This window comes from Massilia varians (assembly GCF_027923905.1).
Classification (GTDB): Bacteria; Pseudomonadota; Gammaproteobacteria; order Burkholderiales; family Burkholderiaceae_D; genus Telluria; species Telluria varians_B.
This window is the reverse complement of record NZ_AP026966.1, coordinates 3,665,692-3,683,091: the sequence shown is the minus strand read 5'-3', so window position 1 is coordinate 3,683,091 and position 17,400 is coordinate 3,665,692. Positions and strand designations below refer to the sequence as shown.

The 17,400-nt window shown below is 66.6% G+C and carries 13 protein-coding genes; 5 read left to right on the top strand and 8 right to left on the bottom strand.

The genetic code is table 11. The features are described from left to right. Positions 1 to 14: 14 nt before the first annotated feature. The 3 genes from MasN3_RS16505 to MasN3_RS16495 are packed head-to-tail and all read right to left on the bottom strand — an operon-like array spanning position 15 to position 1,403. Positions 15 to 596, bottom strand: a complete 582-nt coding sequence (locus MasN3_RS16505) for a chromate transporter (RefSeq protein WP_281908621.1) — start codon at positions 594 to 596, stop codon at positions 15 to 17. Then, complete coding sequence (locus MasN3_RS16500; RefSeq protein WP_281914529.1) at positions 593 to 1,177, bottom strand: chromate transporter; 585 nt, start codon at positions 1,175 to 1,177, stop codon at positions 593 to 595. The genes MasN3_RS16505 and MasN3_RS16500 overlap by 4 nt, the downstream gene beginning before the upstream one ends. Positions 1,178 to 1,226: 49 nt before the next feature. Beyond that, positions 1,227 to 1,403 carry a hypothetical protein gene (locus tag MasN3_RS16495; RefSeq protein WP_281908619.1) on the bottom strand — a complete coding sequence of 59 codons (177 nt, stop codon included), beginning with the start codon at positions 1,401 to 1,403 and terminating at the stop codon, positions 1,227 to 1,229. 468 nt (positions 1,404 to 1,871) lie between these two features. Here MasN3_RS16495 and MasN3_RS16490 point away from each other — a divergent pair, with 468 nt between their 5' ends. Continuing rightward, a complete protein-coding gene (locus tag MasN3_RS16490; protein ID WP_281908618.1) occupies positions 1,872 to 3,962 on the top strand; it encodes an ATP-dependent helicase in 2,091 nt (696 codons plus the stop codon). 343 nt (positions 3,963 to 4,305) lie between these two features. Here the strand turns inward: MasN3_RS16490 and MasN3_RS16485 are convergent, their stop codons facing one another. Further along, complete coding sequence (locus MasN3_RS16485; protein WP_281908617.1) at positions 4,306 to 4,950, bottom strand: phosphohydrolase; 645 nt, start codon at positions 4,948 to 4,950, stop codon at positions 4,306 to 4,308. Positions 4,951 to 5,072: 122 nt separating this feature from the next. Between MasN3_RS16485 and glpD the strand changes: the two genes are divergently transcribed. After that, positions 5,073 to 6,629: a glycerol-3-phosphate dehydrogenase gene (gene glpD, locus MasN3_RS16480; RefSeq protein WP_281908616.1), complete on the top strand. Its 1,557-nt coding sequence runs from the start codon at positions 5,073 to 5,075 to the stop codon at positions 6,627 to 6,629. 54 nt (positions 6,630 to 6,683) lie between these two features. Next, on the top strand, positions 6,684 to 7,298 hold the full coding sequence (locus MasN3_RS16475; RefSeq protein ID WP_281908615.1) for a glutathione S-transferase family protein: 615 nt from the start codon (positions 6,684 to 6,686) through the stop codon (positions 7,296 to 7,298). 71 nt (positions 7,299 to 7,369) lie between these two features. Here MasN3_RS16475 and MasN3_RS16470 read toward each other — a convergent pair whose 3' ends face one another. Together MasN3_RS16470 and MasN3_RS16465 are read right to left on the bottom strand one after the other, a co-directional pair. Beyond that, the gene (locus tag MasN3_RS16470) at positions 7,370 to 8,257 is read right to left on the bottom strand and encodes a CheR family methyltransferase (RefSeq protein ID WP_281908613.1); all 888 of its coding nucleotides are present in this window, start codon (positions 8,255 to 8,257) and stop codon (positions 7,370 to 7,372) included. After that, positions 8,241 to 13,148 carry a response regulator gene (locus tag MasN3_RS16465; protein ID WP_281908612.1) on the bottom strand — a complete coding sequence of 1,636 codons (4,908 nt, stop codon included), beginning with the start codon at positions 13,146 to 13,148 and terminating at the stop codon, positions 8,241 to 8,243. Before MasN3_RS16465 ends, MasN3_RS16470 begins: the two co-directional genes overlap by 17 nt. Positions 13,149 to 13,401: 253 nt before the next feature. Between MasN3_RS16465 and MasN3_RS16460 the strand changes: the two genes are divergently transcribed. Continuing rightward, the gene (locus MasN3_RS16460) at positions 13,402 to 14,238 is read left to right on the top strand and encodes a helix-turn-helix transcriptional regulator (protein WP_281908611.1); all 837 of its coding nucleotides are present in this window, start codon (positions 13,402 to 13,404) and stop codon (positions 14,236 to 14,238) included. Here the strand turns inward: MasN3_RS16460 and MasN3_RS16455 are convergent. Next, positions 14,213 to 14,485, bottom strand: coding sequence for a helix-turn-helix domain-containing protein (locus MasN3_RS16455; RefSeq protein WP_281908608.1), 273 nt, complete (start codon positions 14,483 to 14,485; stop codon positions 14,213 to 14,215). The genes MasN3_RS16460 and MasN3_RS16455 overlap by 26 nt on opposite strands. A 206-nt stretch (positions 14,486 to 14,691) precedes the next feature. On the opposite strand from MasN3_RS16455, the gene MasN3_RS16450 reads away from it, so the two are divergent. After that, positions 14,692 to 15,285 carry an acyl-homoserine-lactone synthase gene (locus MasN3_RS16450; RefSeq protein WP_281908606.1) on the top strand — a complete coding sequence of 198 codons (594 nt, stop codon included), beginning with the start codon at positions 14,692 to 14,694 and terminating at the stop codon, positions 15,283 to 15,285. On the opposite strand, the gene MasN3_RS16445 is transcribed toward MasN3_RS16450, so the two are convergent. Next, a complete protein-coding gene (locus tag MasN3_RS16445) occupies positions 15,273 to 17,327 on the bottom strand; it encodes a prolyl oligopeptidase family serine peptidase (RefSeq protein ID WP_281908605.1) in 2,055 nt (684 codons plus the stop codon). The genes MasN3_RS16450 and MasN3_RS16445 overlap by 13 nt on opposite strands. Positions 17,328 to 17,400: the final 73 nt, after the last annotated feature.

Here is a 17,400-nt window from a genome sequence, read left to right as displayed (position 1 = left end):
TCCCGGCTTGCCAGTCAGACGAATCCGAGTGCGCCCATCAGGGCGCCGGCCCCGAGCAGCCACAGCAGGTGCAGGCGGGTGCGCCAGATGACGAGGCAGCTCGCCCCGGCGAGCAGCCAGACCGGCCAGCTGCCGTGCGCCGGACCGGCGCCGGCGAGCAGCCAGCTGGTGGCCAGCAGCATGCCGATCACGGTCGGCGCCATGCCGAGCCGGAAGGCGCGCACCGTGCGCAGCTCGCGATTGCGGTGTCCCCACTGCGCGACCTGGTAATTGAGGATGGAAGAGGGCAGCAGGATGCCGGCCATGGCCAGCGCCACGCCGCCCAGGGCGGCGCCGAGGCTGCCGGTGTTCATGCCCAGGTGCCAGCCCATCAGTGCGACGAACAGCACGTTCGGTCCCGGCGCCGCCTGCGCCAGCGCGATCGCATCGCTGAACTGGGAAGGGGCCAGCCAGCCCTCCTCTTCGACCAGGAAGCGCTGCATGTCGGCGCTCACCGAGATCGCGCCGCCGAACTGCATCAGCGACAGCATCAGGAAATGGACGAACAAGTTGAGCCAGTCGTGCCAGCCCAGGACGAGGAGCGGCGCCGTCGTCATCGCAAGCCGCGCCAGGCCAGCACGAAGCCGAGCCCGCCCAGCGCGGGCAGCACCCAGAGCAGCGGTGCGCGCAGCCAGGCCAGCAGGGCAAAAGCCGCCGCCGCGATGCCGATCGACCAGGGCAGCGGGATCGGGTTCTTCGCCAAGGCGCTGGACAGCTTGAGGCCAGTGGCGGCGATCAGGCCGGCCGACACGGCCGCCATGCCGCGCAGCGCGCCGGTCACCGCGGGGTGATCCGCGTACTGCGCGTGGAAGGCCGCCAGCACCAGCACCAGCAGCAGCGGCAAGGCGAGCAGTCCAGCGGCCGCGGCCACGGCCCCGGGCAGGCCGAACCAGCGGGCGCCGATCATGATCGACAGGTTGAGCACGTTCGGCCCGGGCATGATCTGCGCCACGGCCCAGTCCTCGATGAATTCCTCCTGCGTCAGCCAGCGCTTGCGCTCGACGATCTCGCGCTGGACCACCGCGAGCACGCCGCCGAAGCCTTGCAGGGCAAGGACGGTAAACGAGACGAACAGGTCGGCCAGCGACGCCGGACGGAGACGGTCCGGATCGGGATGGGTGGCAGGCGTAGCGCGCATCCCGGGATGGTCGTCGCGCCGCTGCCAGCCTGTCATGCGGGGCGGGCGCTCAGCCGCCGCCGATGCCGCGCATCACCTTGCCGGTGCCGCCGCAGTTGGAGCAGGGCCGGCCGTCGGACAGCTTGCCGCTGCCGGCGCAGGCTTCACAGACGTCTTCGCCGGCGCCGGGCGTGTCGGGTTCGGCTTCGTCACCAGGGTTCAGATCGGGATCGGGGTGCATGCTCATGGCGTCCTCGCAGTAGTTGGTTGCGCGGCCATTGTAGGCGGCGCCGGCGCGGGGCGGCGCAGCGCTGACCTTGCAGACGGGCCGGGCTTATACACAAAAATTGCCGTAAAATAATTTTGTGCATCTCCGTGCCAGTTGCGCGACAGTAGCGTGTAAACCCTTGATTTGTGGGCCTATCGTGATTGCCTTCCCAATAGGCAAATTGTTGAAAGCCGCACGGATGGCCGCATCCGGCGTGTCAAGCCCCCGCTTTTCCACATAGTTATTCACAGACTTTGTGGATATCAGGAAAACTTTTTAGTTATTAACTACTTAGCATGGCTTCTGCATGTAATCCATGACCTGATGCCGGGCAAAACGGGGTTTCAATCGTGCGCAGGCTTGACTATTCCAGGATTGAGGCTTGCGCAAGAGAACTGGATAAATGTACAGTATGACATTCGCAGCCCCCATTTTCCTGTCACCTCCATGTCCGCCGTCCTTGACCAGCCCGCCTCCGACGATCCCTTCGCCGGCCTGAATGCCGAACAGCGCGCGGCGGTCGAGCACGACATCGGCGCCGCCGGCGCGCGGCCGCTGCTGGTGGTGGCCGGGGCGGGCTCGGGCAAGACCAATACGCTGGCGCACCGGGTCGCACGCCTGATCCAGGCTGGCGCCGATCCCCAGCGCATCCTGCTGCTGAGCTTCTCGCGGCGTGCCGCCGGGGAGCTGGGGCAGCGCGCCGGCGGCGTGCTGCAGCGCCTGCTCGGCAAGGGCGGCAGCGCCAACGCGGCCCAGCTGAGCTTGCCCTGGTCCGGCACCTTCCACGCGATCGGCGCGCGCCTGCTGCGCGAGTATGCCGGCCGCATCGGCCTGGACGAATCCTTCACCATCCACGACCGTGGCGACGCCGAAGACCTGATGGGACTGGTGCGCCACGAGATCGGCCTGTCAACGACGGAAAAGCGCTTTCCGCTGAAGGGCACCTGCCTGTCGATCTATTCGCGCGTGGTCAACAGCCGCGAGCCCCTGGAGGCGGTGCTGCAATCCACCTTCCCCTGGTGCAGCGAGTGGGAAGGGCAACTGAAGACCCTGTTCGGCGCCTACGTCGATGCCAAGCAGGAGCAGAACGTGCTCGATTACGACGACCTGCTGCTGTTCTGGTCGGAGATGGCGAGCGACCCGGAGCTGGGGCTTGAACTGGGCGGGCGCTTCGACCACGTGCTGGTGGACGAATACCAGGACACCAACCGCCTGCAGGGGGCAATCGTCACCGGCATGAAGCCCACCGGCGCGGGCGTGATGGTGGTCGGTGACGATGCCCAGTCGATCTATGCCTTTCGCGGCGCCACCGTGCGCAACATCCTCGACTTCCCGAAGCAGTTCACGCAGAGCGCCCACGTCATCACGCTGGAGCGCAACTACCGCTCGACCCAGCCTATCCTGGACGCTTCCAACGCCGTCATCGCGGCCGCCCGCGAACGCCACGCCAAGACGCTCTGGACCGACAAGACATCCAGCCTCAAGCCGCAACTGGTCCTGATCCCGGACGAAGCCGAGCAGGCGCGCTGGGTCTGCCGCCGCATCCTGGAGCAGCGCGAGGCCGGCATCGGCTTAAGGTCGCAGGCGGTGCTGTTCCGCGCGGCCAGCCACAGCGCCGCGCTGGAGCTGGAGCTGATGCGCCGCAACATCCCCTTCGTGAAGTTCGGCGGCCTGAAGTTCCTGGAAGCGGCCCACATCAAGGACGTGCTGGCGGTGCTGCGCTTCGCCCAGAACCCCAGCGGGCGCATGGCGGGCTTTCGCGTCGCCCAGCTGATCCCGGGGATCGGCCCGGCAACGGCCACCCGCCTGCTGGACGCCGTAGGCGAGGCCGCCGACCCGGTGGCGGCGGTGGAGGGCTTCGCCGCGCCGGGCAAGAGCCGCGAGGACTGGGCCGCCTTCAGCGCGCTGTACCGGCGCCTGCGCACGCCCGGCCTGCGCTGGCCGGCCGACATCGAGCTGGTCAAGCAATGGTACTTGCCGATGCTCGAACGCAGGTACGACGACGCCCAGGTGCGCGCCGCCGACGTCGAGCAGCTGGCCGCCCTGGCGGGCGGGCACGCGACGCGCGAGAGCTTCCTGGCCGAGATCACGCTGGACCCGCCCGAAGCCACCAGCGACCGCGCCGGCAGCCCGCTGCTCGACGAAGACTACCTGATCCTATCGACCATCCATTCCGCCAAGGGACAGGAGTGGACATCGGTGACGGTGCTGAACGTGGTGGACGGCTGCATCCCGTCCGACATGAGCACCGGCAGCATTGATGACATCGAAGAAGAGCGGCGCCTGCTCTACGTGGCCATGACCCGCGCCCGCGAACACCTGCACCTGGTGCTGCCGAACCGTTTCTTCATCAAGCAGCAGGCGCAGATGGGCGACCGCCACGTCTATGCCGCGCGCACGCGCTTCATCACCCCAGCCATGCTCAAGCATTTCGAGGAAACCACCTGGCTGAGCGCGGAGACGCAGCAGCTGCGCAAGCCGGTGCCGGAGAGCGTGCGCATGCTGGTGCGGGAGCGGGCCAGGAACGTGTGGAAATAAGCGAAGATCGGCGCACGTTGAGGACTTATCCCCCGTGCGGCGATTTTGTAGGAATATGCCCCAGAGCCCCGCACCGCACGAAAGCGTCGTGTGTGCAAGTCCTTGATTTTTAGAGTTTTTCAATTTGCCTGCGGAACGAGCAATTTGTTGAAACCCGCATCATTACTGGACTTTCGGCTTGTCAAGTAGTGCTTTTCCACATCTTTATCCACAGTTCTTGTGGATATACGAGAATTTCCTATAAAATCAATTGCTTACGTGCGGAGTTTGAGCTTCCTCAAGCTTTGCACCCATTTGCGGCGGCGGCCATGCAGCATGGTGTAGAAAGCCCGTGTTGCGCAAATCAGGCACGCGCGTTGGCGCTGGCCTGCTTCAGGCGATCCAGCTCGGCCAGGAAGCGTTCCGCGGCAAGGCTCGGGGACCACGGTTCCCAGGGCGTGCAGCCGAAATAGGCCGCCAGCGGATCCTGGTCCAGCACGGCGGCGCGGATTTTGAGCGTGCGCCTTACCTCATCGCGGGTCCAGCCGGTCACGTGCACTGCCTCGCTTGCCGCCGCCAGCCGGTCGGCCTGCTTGTGCAGCCCGTGCTCCTTCTCGGTCCAGGCCGGCAAACCATAGCGCAGGAACACCATCTGCTCCAGGCGCTTCGTCAACGCGCGAAAGCCTTCGCCCAGGAAGGGCTTGATCACCGAGATCGCATCGAAGCCGAGCAGGCCTTCCTCGGCGTCGTGCAGCAGCTCGCGCAGTTCCTGCAGGGGCGTGGGCCGGGGAGCGCGGGCGCGGCGCAGCAGCATCACGGTGAGCGAGTGCTGGGCCACGGACAGGGGCAGCGGCCAGGCCGAGTGTCCGCCCCAGCGGTAGGTGCGCGCCAGGCCTAGCGCCAGGTCGGCATCGTCCCAGTCGAAGGGAGTCGGGTTGAGCAGGTCCAGGCGCTTGCCGGATGGCATGCGGACCCAGGCACGCACGTCGGTGCTGGATGAGTTGTGCATGTGCCGATTTTACACACAGGCAGACGCATTCTTTGCATAATTGATACAAGCAAAGATGCTCCAGCGCCAAGTAGCTACACTGGACCGGCTAGGCGGCCCGGCCCGCCGACAGGAGGCGCGATATGATCGATGACACCCAGCTGGAATGCGACGTGCTGGTCGTGGGCGGCGGCATCAACGGCGCGGGTATCGCGCGCGATGCGGCCGGGCGCGGACTGCGGGTGGTCCTGTGCGACAAGGACGACCTCGGTTCCCATACCTCGTCCGCGTCGAGCAAGCTGATCCACGGCGGCCTGCGCTACCTCGAACACCGCGCCTTCGGCCTGGTGCGCAAGGCGCTGCTCGAGCGCGAAATCCTGCTGTGCAGCGCCCCGCACATCATGCATCCGCTGCTCTTCGTGATGCCGCACGACAGCACGCAGCGGCCGGCCTGGCTGATCCGCGCCGGCCTGTTCCTGTACGACCGCCTGGCGCCGCGCGCCTTCCTGCCGGCCTCGAACGCGGTCGCCCTGGCGGGGCATCGCGCCGGCGGCCCGCTCAAGCCGTCCTTCACGCGCGCTTTCGTGTACTCGGACGGCTGGGTCGACGACGCCCGGCTGGTGGTGCTCAATGCGCTCGATGCACACGAGCGCGGCGCGAGCGTGCTGACGCATACGCGCTGCGCGGCCTTCGAGCGCCACTCCCGGTACTGGATGGCGACGCTGGTGCAGGGCGAGCGCAGCTTCACGGTCAAGGCGCGCTGCCTGGTCAACGCGGCCGGGCCGTGGGCGGCGCGGGTCGCCCAGGCCGCGGCCGGCAGCGCTTGCGCGCGCCGCCTGCGCCTGGTCAAGGGCAGCCACATCGTGGTGCCGCGCCTGTTCGACCACGAGTACGCCTACATCTTCCAGCATCCCGACGGCCGCATCGTGTTCGCGATGCCCTATGAGGATGCGTTCACCCTCATCGGCACCACCGACCTCGAGTTCCAGGGCGACCCGGACCAGGTGGCGATCGCCGCGACCGAGACCGCCTATTTGTGCGAGCTCGCCAACCGCTATTTCCGGCGCCGGATCACGCCGGCGAACGTGGTCTGGTCCTACTCGGGCGTGCGCCCTCTGCTCGACGACGACGCCGCCAGCGCCAGCGCGGCCACCCGCGACTACCTGCTCGGACACGACCTTGCCGGCGCGCCGCTGTTGTCTGTGTTCGGGGGCAAGATCACCACCTACCGCAAGCTGGCCGAGCAGGCGGCGGACTGGATCTGCGCCGCGCTCGGGCAGCCCCGGCCGGCTTGGACGGCGCAGGCCGTGCTGCCGGGCGGAGACCTGTTCGGCAGCGTGCCCGCCAGCCGCGCCGTGCTCGAATTCGAGCGCTGGGCGGCCGCGCTGGCAGGCCGCCATCCCTGGCTGCCTGCCGGCCTGGCGCGGCGCTGGGGGCGTGCCTACGGGACCCGTGCCGAAGTCCTCCTGGCCGGCGCCACTGGCCTGGGCGACCTGGGGGAGGAAGTCGCTCCCGGCCTGTACGCGGCCGAGCTGCGCTACCTGATGCGGCACGAGTGGGCCGGCTGCGCCGAGGACGTGCTGTGGCGCCGTACCAAGCTCGGGCTGCACCTGGCGCCGGCTTGCGCGGCCGCGGTCGATGCCTGGATGGATGCCGCGCGCGCCGCCAGCGGGCCGGCCGCGCTGTTCGCACCTGCCTGAGTTCCCGCCGCTTCGCGCTATCATGAGCGTCCCTGTTCAAGGATGGAAAAGCCCATGCGCCTCTACGTCAGTCCCCGCGCCCCCAATCCGCGCCGCGTCACCATGTTCATGGCGGCCAAAGGCATCGACGGCATCGAACTGGTCGACGTCGACCTGAATGCCGGCGCCCACCGCAGCCCGGAATTCACCGCGCTCAATCCGCTGGCGCGGGTACCCGTGCTGGTGCTCGACGATGGCCGCGTGCTGAGCGAGACGCGCGCCATCTGCACCTACCTCGAAGGCCTGTATCCGGAACCCAACCTGATGGGGGTGGACAGCACCGAGCGCGCCTTCATCGAGATGGCCGACCGCCGCATGGAGCTGTACCTGATGCTGGAAACGGCGCTGTGCGTGCGCCATACGCATCCGGGGCTGGCGACCCTGGAGCAGCCGCAGTTTCCCGAGTTCGGCGCCGCGCAGGGACAAAAGATGCGCGCGACGGCGCGCTGGCTCGACGGAGAGCTCGGCAGGCAGCCCTACGTGGCCGGCGACAGGTTCACGATTGCCGACATCACGGCCTTTTGCACGATTGAGTTCGCACGCGGATTGTTGAGGTTCAGGCCGGGGCAGGAGGGGATGGCGCACCTGCAGGCGTGGCGCGACCGGATCGCAGCCGAATACAAAGCTTGATGGGGGAATGAACAAGCTTTGCTTGAACGCGTGGTCGGCTGTGCCGACCGCGCGTCCAGTCAGCCTGAAAATCACCGCACCCGCTTGTACCAGCCCTCATCCGCGAACAGCGGCTGGTAGTCCGCCGCACCGGCGTCGGTGGCGGACAGCTCGCGGTCCAGACCCAGCACCCCGAACAGCGACAGGCTGTCGCGGAACAGGCGCAGCACGCGCTGGCGCAGCAGCGGCCCGAAGTCGGGCAGGGCGTGGCGGCAGATGATGCCGTGGAACTCGTTGAACGAGGCATCCGTCACCAGGCTGTATTGCGCCCAGGTGATGCGTTCGCGCAGGCGCGGCAGCAGGCGCGCTTCGCCGCCCGCAACCTCGAAGTAGTCGCTCAGGCGCCCGCTTCCCCCGCTGGCCTGATACTGCGCCTGCGATTGCGCCAGCTGGTCCAACGGGAGCGACGCGTTGCGCACTTCGAACAGCAGCTCGTCGCTGGCCACGGTGGCAAACACCTCGGTGCGGCCGTACAGTTTCTCCTCGGCCAGCAGGATCGCCAGCGTCCAGGCCTCGGCCACGCCGGCCGGTTCGGCCAGCCAGACCTTGGGCAGGGCGGTCGGACGCAGGCTGTCGCCGAGTGCGGTGCGCAGGCGGCGCGTGTCTTCCGGCAGGTCGAACAGCCGGGTCTGCGGCACCGCCAGCGTGCGCACCAGCTCGTGCGCGACCCCGGCCTCGTGCAGCACCTGCTCCTGCAGGCTCGAGACGGTCCCCAGTCCGCGCGTGCGCATCAGCGCGAACAGCTTGTCGCGCAGGCGCGGGCGCGCATAGCCGCGAAAATCGAATCCGAAGCGCTGGTAGACCGCTTCCAGCAGCAGTTCGAGCTCGAGTTCCTCGGTTGCCTGAAGGCCGCTCAGTCCGGCGAACCCGGACCAGGCGCTCAATTCACCCATCGCCGCGGCCTCAGTGGAGCCAGACACGCATCATCGACAGCAGCTGGGCCACGTCGACCGGCTTGGTGATGTAGTCCGAGGCGCCGGCGGCGATGCACTTGTCGCGGTCACCCTTCATCGCTTTCGCGGTCAGGGTGATGATCGGCAGCGAACGGAACTTCGGGATGCGGCGGATGGCCCGCATCGTGTCGTAGCCATCCATCTCCGGCATCATGATGTCCATCAGGACGATCTCGATGCTCGGATCCTTTTCCAGCACCTCGATGCCGTCGCGGCCGTTCTCGGCGAACAGCACCTGCATCTGCTGGCGCTCCAGCAGCGTGGACAGCGCGAAGATATTGCGCAGGTCGTCGTCGACGATCAAGACCTTGCGGCCGGCCAGGCCGCCGTCCGCCGCATGGATCTCTTCCAGGATGCGGCGCTGCTGCTCGGGCAGGCTGGCCTGCGAACGGTGCAGGAACAGGGCGGTTTCGTCGAGCAGGCGCTCGGGCGAGCGGGCGTCCTTCATGACGATGGTCTTGGCGTAGCGCTTGAGCTTGGTGACCTCCTTGCGCGACAGTTCCTTGGCGGTGTAGATCACCACCGGCAGGTCGCGCAGGCGTTCGTTGGCGCCGATGCGGTCCAGCAGGTCGAAGCCCGAGATGTCCGGCAGGGTCAGGTCCAGCACCATGCAGTCGAAGCGCGCGCTCTCCAGCGCGGACCAAGCGGCGGCGCCCGTGTCCACGGTCACCATGTGGATGTCGGTGTTGCCGATCAGGGCCACGATCGACTCGCGCTGGGCCATGTCGTCTTCCACCACCAGCAGCGAACGCTTGCCGCCCATCAGGAACTTCTGGATGCGCTTGAACTCTTCCTGCAGCGCCTCGCGCCCTACCGGCTTGTTGATGTACGAGATCGCGCCCTGGCGCAGCGCGCGCTCGCGCTCCGCTTGCTGGGACATCACGTGCACCGGGATGTGGCGGGTGTTCGGGTCGCGCTTGAGGCGGTCGAGCACCGTGAAGCCGTCGATGTCCGGCAGGTCGATGTCGAGCAGGATCGCGGACGGCAGGTAGTCGCGGGCGAGGGACAGCGCCGAATCGCCGCGCTGGGTGACGACGCCCTTGAAGTTCTTCTCGCGCGCGAAGTCGAGCAGCACCTTGGCGAAGCGCTCGTCGTCTTCCACGATCAGCACCGAGGGGTCGCCCGGAGTCACCAGGCCGCGGTCGTCCAGCACCGAGGAATATTCGACCAGCGAGCCGGTGTCCACCGCCTCGGAGGTCGCTACTTCGCTGCTTGCCTCCACCGCCGGCTGGTAGGACACCGTGGCGGCTGCTGGAGCCGGCGGCGGGGCCAGGCGGGCCGGCTGCGGCTGGCGGGTCTGCTCGTAGTTGATGAAGCCGGCGCGGTTGTAGGGCAGGTACAGGGTGAAGGTCGAACCGACGTTGACGGTCGACTCGACGCGGATCTCGCCGCCCAGCAGGCGCGCCAGTTCGCGCGAGATCGACAGGCCCAGGCCGGTGCCGCCGTATTTGCGCGCGGTCGAGCCGTCGGCCTGCTGGAATGCCTCGAAGATCAGCTGCAGCTTGTCGGACGGGATCCCGACGCCGGTGTCGCGCACCGAGAAGGCCAGCACCGCGTCGGCATGCACCAGGTTCGGGTGGTCGTGGGTCCAGCCGCTGTTTACCAAGCTGATGGTCAGTTCGACCTGGCCGTGGCTGGTGAACTTGAACGCGTTCGACAGCAGGTTCTTCAGGACCTGCTGCAGGCGCGTGGTGTCGGTCATCACCGCGGTCGGCAGGTTGTCCGCCAGGTCGACCTGGAAGCCCAGGTGCTTGGCTTCCGCCATGTGGCGGAAGGTGCGGTCCACGTAGTTGCGCAGGTTCGAGAAGCGGTATTCCGACACGTCCAGCGTGACGGTGCCGGATTCGATCTTCGACAGGTCGAGAATGTCGTTGATCAGGGTCAAGAGGTCGGAGCCGGAGCCGTGGATGGTCTTCGCGAATTCCACCTGGCGCGCGGACAGGTTGCCTTCCGGGTTATCCGACAGCTGCTGCGCCAGGATCAGGAGCGAGTTCAAGGGCGTGCGCAGTTCATGCGACATATTGGCCAGGAACTCGGACTTGTACTTCGAGGACAGGGCCAGCTGGGTCGCCTTTTCTTCCAGCGCCAGCTTTGCCTGTTCCACCTCGCGGTTCTTGCGTTCCACCTCGATGTTCTGCTCGGACAGCAGGCGCGCCTTCTCGGCCAGTTCCTGGTTGGTCTGCTGCAGTTCCTGGGCGAGGGACTGCGACTGGGTCAGCAGCGATTCGGTACGGCTGTTCGCCTCGATCGTGTTCAGCACCACGCCGATCGATTCCATCAACTGGTCGAGGAAGGACAGGTGGGTTTCGGTGAAGCGGTCCAGCGACGCGATCTCGATGACCGCCTTGACCTGCTGTTCGAACAGGATCGGCAGCACCACGATGTTGTTCGGCGGCGCCGATCCCAGGCCGGACGAGACCACGATGTAGTCGCGCGGCACGTCGGTCAGCCAGATGCGGTTCTTCTCCAGCGCGCACTGGCCCACCAGGCCTTCGCCCGGCAGGAAGGAGGTCGGCAGCTTGCGGCTGGAGCGGTAGCCGTAGGAAGCGATCATGCGCAGGCGCGCGTCGGTCTCCTGCGAGTCCATCATGTAGAACACCCCGTGGTGGGCCGACACCAGCGGCGCCAGTTCCGACAGGATCAGCTTGGTCACGGCCTGCAGGTCGCGCTGGCCCTGCAGCAGGCGGGTGAAGCGCGCCAGGTTGGTCTTGAGCCAGTCCTGCTGCGCGTTCTTCTGCGTGGTCTCCTTCAGGTTGCGGATCATCTCGTTGATGTTGTCCTTCAGGTAGGACACCTCGCCGCGCGCTTCCACCTGAATGGAGCGCGACAGGTCGCCGCGGGTCACCGCGGTCGCCACCTCGCCGATCGCGCGCATCTGGTTGGTCAGGTTCGCCGCCAGCTGGTTGACGTTCTCGGTCAAGTCCTTCCAGGTACCCGCCACACCCGACACGTTGGCCTGGCCGCCGAGCTTGCCCTCGGTACCCACCTCGCGCGCCACGCGGGTCACTTCCGATGCGAACGAGGACAGCTGGTCCACCATGACGTTGATGGTGTCCTTCAGTTCCAGGATCTCGCCCTTCACGTCCACGGTGATCTTTTTGGACAGGTCGCCGCGCGCCACCGCGGTCGTCACCGCCGCGATGTTACGCACCTGGCCGGTCAGGTTCGATGCCATGAAGTTCACGTTGTCGGTCAGGTCCTTCCAGGTGCCGCCGACGCCCGGCACGTAGGCCTGGCCGCCGAGTTTACCCTCGGTACCCACCTCGCGCGCCACCCGGGTCACTTCGGATGCGAACGAGGACAGCTGGTCCACCATGACGTTGATCGTGTTCTTCAGTTCGAGAATCTCGCCCTTCACGTCCACCGTGATCTTCTTGGACAGGTCGCCGTTGGCCACCGCGGTGGTCACCTCCGCGATGTTGCGCACCTGGCCGGTCAGGTTGCCGGCCATCGAGTTCACGCCGTCGGTCAGGTCCTTCCAGGTGCCGGCGACGCCCGGCACGTTCGCCTGGCCGCCCAGGCGGCCTTCGGTACCCACCTCGCGCGCCACCCGGGTCACCTCGGATGCGAAGGAGTTCAGCTGGTCGACCATCACGTTGATGGTGTTCTTCAGCTCGAGAATCTCGCCCTTCACGTCCACCGTGATCTTCTTGGACAGGTCGCCGTTGGCCACCGCGGTGGTCACGTCCGCGATGTTACGCACCTGGCCCGTCAGGTTGCCCGCCATCGAGTTCACCGAGTCGGTCAAGTCCTTCCAGGTCCCCGCGACGCCCTTCACGACCGCCTGGCCGCCCAGCTTGCCTTCGGTGCCGACCTCGCGCGCGACGCGCGTCACCTCGGATGCGAACGAGGACAACTGGTCCACCATGACGTTGATCGTGTTCTTCAGCTCGAGAATCTCGCCCTTCACGTCCACGGTGATCTTCTTGGACAGGTCGCCGTTCGCCACCGCGGTCGTCACCGCCGCGATGTTACGCACCTGGCCCGTCAGGTTCGAGGCCATGAAGTTGACGTTGTCGGTCAAGTCCTTCCAGGTACCCGCGACCCCCGGCACGTAGGCCTGGCCGCCGAGCTTGCCTTCGGTACCCACCTCGCGCGCCACGCGGGTCACCTCGGACGCGAACGAGCGCAACTGGTCCACCATGACGTTGATGGTGTCCTTCAACTGCAGGATCTCGCCGCGCACGTCCACCGTGATCTTCTTGGACAAGTCGCCGTTCGCCACCGCGGTGGTCACCTCGGCGATGTTACGCACCTGCGACGTCAGGTTGCCCGCCATCGAGTTCACCGAGTCGGTCAAGTCCTTCCAGGTGCCCGCCACGCCTTTCACCTGCGCCTGGCCGCCCAGCTTGCCCTCGGTACCCACCTCGCGCGCCACGCGCGTCACCTCGGACGAGAACGAGGACAGCTGCTCCACCATGGTGTTCGCGGTCATCGCCGCGCGCAGGTACTGGCCCTTGAGCGGGTGCCCGTCCACTTCCAGCGCCATGGTCTGCGACAGGTCGCCCTTCGCCACCGCGCCGATGACGCGCGCCATCTCGGTGGTCGGGCGCACCAGGTCGTCGATCAGGGTGTTGACCGAGCTGATGATGGTGGCCCAGCCGCCCACCACGCCCGGCAGGTCGGCGCGCTGGGTCAGGTGGCCCTCGCGGCCGACCACGCGCGACACGTCGGTGACCGTCTCCACCATCTTCTGCTTGGTCTCGATGATGTCGTTCAGGGTGTCGGCAATCTTGCCTGACACGCCAGTCCAGTCCGAGGGCATGCGGACCGAGAAGTCGCCTTTTTTCAGCGCCATCAGGGTGGTCAGCAATAGTTTGACGTCCAACTGTTCGCCCATGTCGGTCATGTTGTTCATCGACTAAATCCTTGTTTCGCGTAGGGGGTGAAAGAGTGCCGCGCCGGTGGGACCGGCGACTGTGAATTGTGAACTGCTGAGAAGATACTCTTGTGCAAAGTCAAGTCAAGCATCGTAATAGGTGAAAGGTGCTGGCGTCAGGAAATCTTGCTAATAAGAAAACCTGGAATGGGCATCCGGCGGAGGGTAACGTAATCCCCATCAATACAGCGCACGATTAGGAGAATGTTCTTGTATCGGAACGACAATTGTGTTGCCGCACAATCTGGCATTCGTCGGCGTTGTGGCAATTGGTGAATATTCTGACGCCAAAGTCATTTACGATAAAACGACAGTCTTGACCCGCATTTGTCCAATGATCGATACCTCTTTATTACTGGGGCTGCTGGAAGCCGGAGACGACCGCATATGGGCGCAGCGTTTGTTCGAGCTCGCGCGCAGCCAGGGTTTCGACCAGATGCTGTATGGCGTTGTACCGTCGCGACATGTGCGCTTTGAACATGCGTTCACGCGCAGCAACTATTCGCTCGCGTGGCGCGACCGTTACGATGCCAACGGCTTCCACTATGTCGATCCGACCGTGGTCCATTGCGTCTCGAACACGCTGCCGCTGGTCTGGGCGCCGTCCACCTTCGGCAACGGGGTGCCCGGCGCACTCTATGAGGAAGCCAGCGCGCACGGCATCCGCAGTGGGGTGACGCTGCCCATCCATGGCCCGCAGGGCGAGCTGGGCATGATCAGCTTCGCCTCCGACCTGCGGCCCGATGCGCCGTTCGAGCGCTCGCTGTTCGAGGCGCTGCCGGCCCTGTCGCTGATCCGTGACTACGCCTTTGCCTCCTCGGCGCGCTTTCGCGAGGCGAAGGCGGAGCCGGAGCTGCCGTGCCTGACCCGGCGCGAGCTGGAAGTGCTGCAGTGGGTCATGGTCGGCAAGTCATCCTGGGAGGTCGCCCGGATCACCAACTGTTCCGAGGCGACCGTCAATTTTCACCTGGCGAACGTGCGCCAGAAGTTCGGCGTGAACACCCGCCAGCAGGCGGTGGTCAAGGCGATTGCCCTGGGCCTGATCACGCCTGAAGATCACCATCGCTGACCCGTCCATTGACGTAGAGGCGCAGCAGGATGGCGACCGGCGCGGGGACCGCGAGGCCGGTCTCGAAGCGGCTGCCACTCGATTGGGTGACGCCAAAGCGGCTCCAGAATTTTTCCTGGCTTTCGCGCTTGGCGATGCGCAGGCGCCGCAGCTCGTGCGGCGCCGAGCGGTACGCGCCGCCCGCCTGTGCCGCCTGTTGCGCTTCCAGTTCCGCCGCCAGTGCTTCGCACATCATCTCGTTTCCCATCTTTGCTCCTTTCCATCAGTGGCTATGCAAACTGCAAGTATTCCACCGTCGGCGCGCATAGCCACCTAGCAGAGCTGATAGTTCCGGTTCTGCCCGTGATGCATGAATCTTGTATGCGAAGTGCATAGATTGATCCACCACAAGGACACCTCGCAAAACCGTCGCGAAGCAGGTTTTTCGAAGTGCCATTAACCAGGGGCTCTAAAATGACGATGCAAATCAAAATCGCAGCACGCCGTGAATTCAAATCCAAAGACCTGTGGGAAATGCATACGCTGCGCGCCAAGGTGTTCAGCGGGCGGCTCGGCTGGGAGGTGCCCGTCATGTCCGGCATGGAGATCGACGGCTACGACGCGCTGGACCCGGCCTATATGGTGATGCGCGAACCCGCCGGCGCGCTGCTCGGCTGCTGGCGCCTGCTGCCGACCGAGGGGCCGTACATGCTCAAGGATTCTTTTCCCCAGCTGCTCGAGGGCCGCGCGGCGCCGAGCGACGCGCACATCTGGGAGCTGTCGCGCTTCGCCCTCGAGACCGACAAGGAAAACCGCTACGGCTTTTCGGACATGACGATGCAGTGCTTCGAGGCAGTGATCCGTTACGGCATCGAGAACGGCCTGACCCACTACGTGACGGTGACCACCACCGCCATGGAGCGCCTGACCCGGCGCGCCGGCGTGGTCACCAGCCGCTTCGGCGAGCCGCAGCGCATCGGGATCGAGAACGCGGTCGCCTTCTATGTGGACGTGCGCGCCACCTGGGAGGCGCTGTATGCGCCCCGCATGACCCCTCAGGCCGCCTGATCCTTGCCGAGCTGGCGGCGCAGGAACGTCCAGGTGAGGGCCCACATGCGCGCGGTCTGCGCATTGTCGGCCGCGCCGGCATGGCCGCCCTCGAGGTTTTCCCAGTACAGCAGATCGTGGCCCTGTTCCAGCATGCGCGCCGCCATCTTGCGCGCATGGCCCGGATGCACGCGGTCGTCGCGGGTCGAGGTCGTGAACAGCACGCGCGGGTAGCGCTCCCCGGCGCGCACCCGGTGGTAGGGCGAGTAGCGGGCCAGCCAGGCCCATTCGGCGGGATCGTCCGGGTCGCCGTACTCGCCCATCCAGGACGCGCCGGCCAGCAGCAGGTGGTAGCGCCGCATGTCGAGCAGCGGCACCTGGCAGACCACGGCATTGAACAGTTCGGGGCGCTGGGTGAGCACGGCGCCCACCAGCAGGCCGCCATTGCTGCCGCCCATGATGCCGAGCCGGCGCGGACTGGTGATGTTGCGTGCAATGAGGTCTTCGGCCACGCCGATGAAGTCGTCGAAGGCGCGCTGGCGGCCTTCTTTCAGTGCCGCCTGGTGCCAGCCGGGACCGAACTCGCCGCCGCCGCGGATGTTGGCGACCACGTAGACGCCGCCGTCTTCCAGCCAGGCGGCGCCGCTGAGCGCGGCATACCCTGGCTTGAGGGAGACCTCGAAGCCGCCGTAGCCATACAGGACCGTCGGGTTGTCGCCGTCCGGCCGGGTGTCGCGGTGCATCACGGCGAAGTAGGGCACGCGGGTGCCGTCGCTCGAGCGCGCCTCGAACTGGTGCACCTGCAGGCCTTCGGCCCGGAAGAAGGCGGGCATGCTTTTCAGCGGCTCGCGCGCCTGCGTGCCCGCTTCCATCAGGTACAGGGTGGACGGCTCGGTGAAGCCGGTCATGGTCAGGAAGTAGCGGTTCGAGGCGATCCGGTCGAAGGCCCAGGTGTCGAGCGCGCCCATGTCGGGCAGCGCGAGGTCGCGCGCCTGCCAGCGGCCGTCCTCGCGGCGCAGTTCGACGATGCGGTTCCTGACCTTGTCGAGCACGGTGAGCAGCAGGGCGTCACGGGTGACCGTCACGCCGTCCAGCGAGGTGCCGGGCGCGGGCAGGAACAGGGCCTCGAAGACCGCCCCGCCGTCGAGAAACGCATCGACATCGGCCGCCAGCAGCGCACCCTGCGGATAGATCGCGCCGCCGGTCTCCCAGCTCGACCTCAGCTCGATCACGAGCTGGTCGCGCACCGCGAAGGCATTCGCATCCTCCGGCTTGGGCACCTTGATGAGGCGGCCGCCGCGCCGCAGGAACAGCTCGCTGCTGTAGAAGCCGATCTGGCGCTGCACGAACGCGCGCTCGAAGCCGGGCGTCGCATCGACCCAGGCCGAGGCGGACAGGTCGTCCGGCCGGGCCTCGAACACCGTCGCGGCGGCCGCGAGCGGAGTGCCGCGCCGCCACTCCTTGACGATGCGCGGATAGCCGGAGTCGGTCAGGGAGCCGGGGCCGAAGTCGGTGCCGACGAACAGGGTGTCCTGGTCGATCCAGGCGACGTCGCTCTTGGCCTCCGGCAGGACGAAGCCATCGCTCACGAAGCGGCGCTCAATCGCGTCGAATTCGCGCACCACGCGGGCGTCGCCGCCGCCGCGCGACAGCGAGACCAGGCAGCGCGCGCCATCGGGTTCGAGCCAGGTGACGCCGCCCCAGACCCAGTTCTCGCCTTCCTCGCGCGCAAGCAGGTCGAGGTCGATCAGGGTCTCCCAGGCCGGCGCCTCCTTGCGGTACTCGTCGAGGGTGGTGCGGCGCCAGATCCCGCGCGCGTGCACGGCGTCGCGCCAGTAGTTGTACAGCAGGCCGGCATGGCAGCCGGCGTAGGGAATCTTCTCGTCGGAGTCGAGGATGGCGCGCAGGCGGGCGCGCAGGGCGCCGTAGGCAGGCTGCGCTTCCAGCTCGGCCTCGGTGATCCGGTTGCGCCCTTCGACCCAGGCGCGGGCCCGGGCGCCGTCGACCTCTTCGAGCCAGAGGTAGGGGTCGTCGGGGGCGGATGGCGTCGTGGCTGAATTCATTGGCTGCGATGTGAATATTGTTGAGCAAGCCGGGCCTGCGTTTGCCTATACTAGCAACATCGAGCAGGCAGAT

Coding starts and splice junctions, on each gene's coding strand:
- MasN3_RS16505 (WP_281908621.1), bottom strand. CDS start 596: ATGACGACGGCGCCGCTCCTCGTCCTGGGCTGGCACGACTGGCTCAAC.
- MasN3_RS16500 (WP_281914529.1), bottom strand. CDS start 1,177: ATGCGCGCTACGCCTGCCACCCATCCCGATCCGGACCGTCTCCGTCCG.
- MasN3_RS16495 (WP_281908619.1), bottom strand. CDS start 1,403: ATGAGCATGCACCCCGATCCCGATCTGAACCCTGGTGACGAAGCCGAA.
- MasN3_RS16490 (WP_281908618.1), top strand. CDS start 1,872: ATGTCCGCCGTCCTTGACCAGCCCGCCTCCGACGATCCCTTCGCCGGC.
- MasN3_RS16485 (WP_281908617.1), bottom strand. CDS start 4,950: ATGCACAACTCATCCAGCACCGACGTGCGTGCCTGGGTCCGCATGCCA.
- glpD (WP_281908616.1), top strand. CDS start 5,073: ATGATCGATGACACCCAGCTGGAATGCGACGTGCTGGTCGTGGGCGGC.
- MasN3_RS16475 (WP_281908615.1), top strand. CDS start 6,684: ATGCGCCTCTACGTCAGTCCCCGCGCCCCCAATCCGCGCCGCGTCACC.
- MasN3_RS16465 (WP_281908612.1), bottom strand. CDS start 13,148: ATGAACAACATGACCGACATGGGCGAACAGTTGGACGTCAAACTATTG.
- MasN3_RS16455 (WP_281908608.1), bottom strand. CDS start 14,485: ATGGGAAACGAGATGATGTGCGAAGCACTGGCGGCGGAACTGGAAGCG.
- MasN3_RS16450 (WP_281908606.1), top strand. CDS start 14,692: ATGACGATGCAAATCAAAATCGCAGCACGCCGTGAATTCAAATCCAAA.
- MasN3_RS16445 (WP_281908605.1), bottom strand. CDS start 17,327: ATGAATTCAGCCACGACGCCATCCGCCCCCGACGACCCCTACCTCTGG.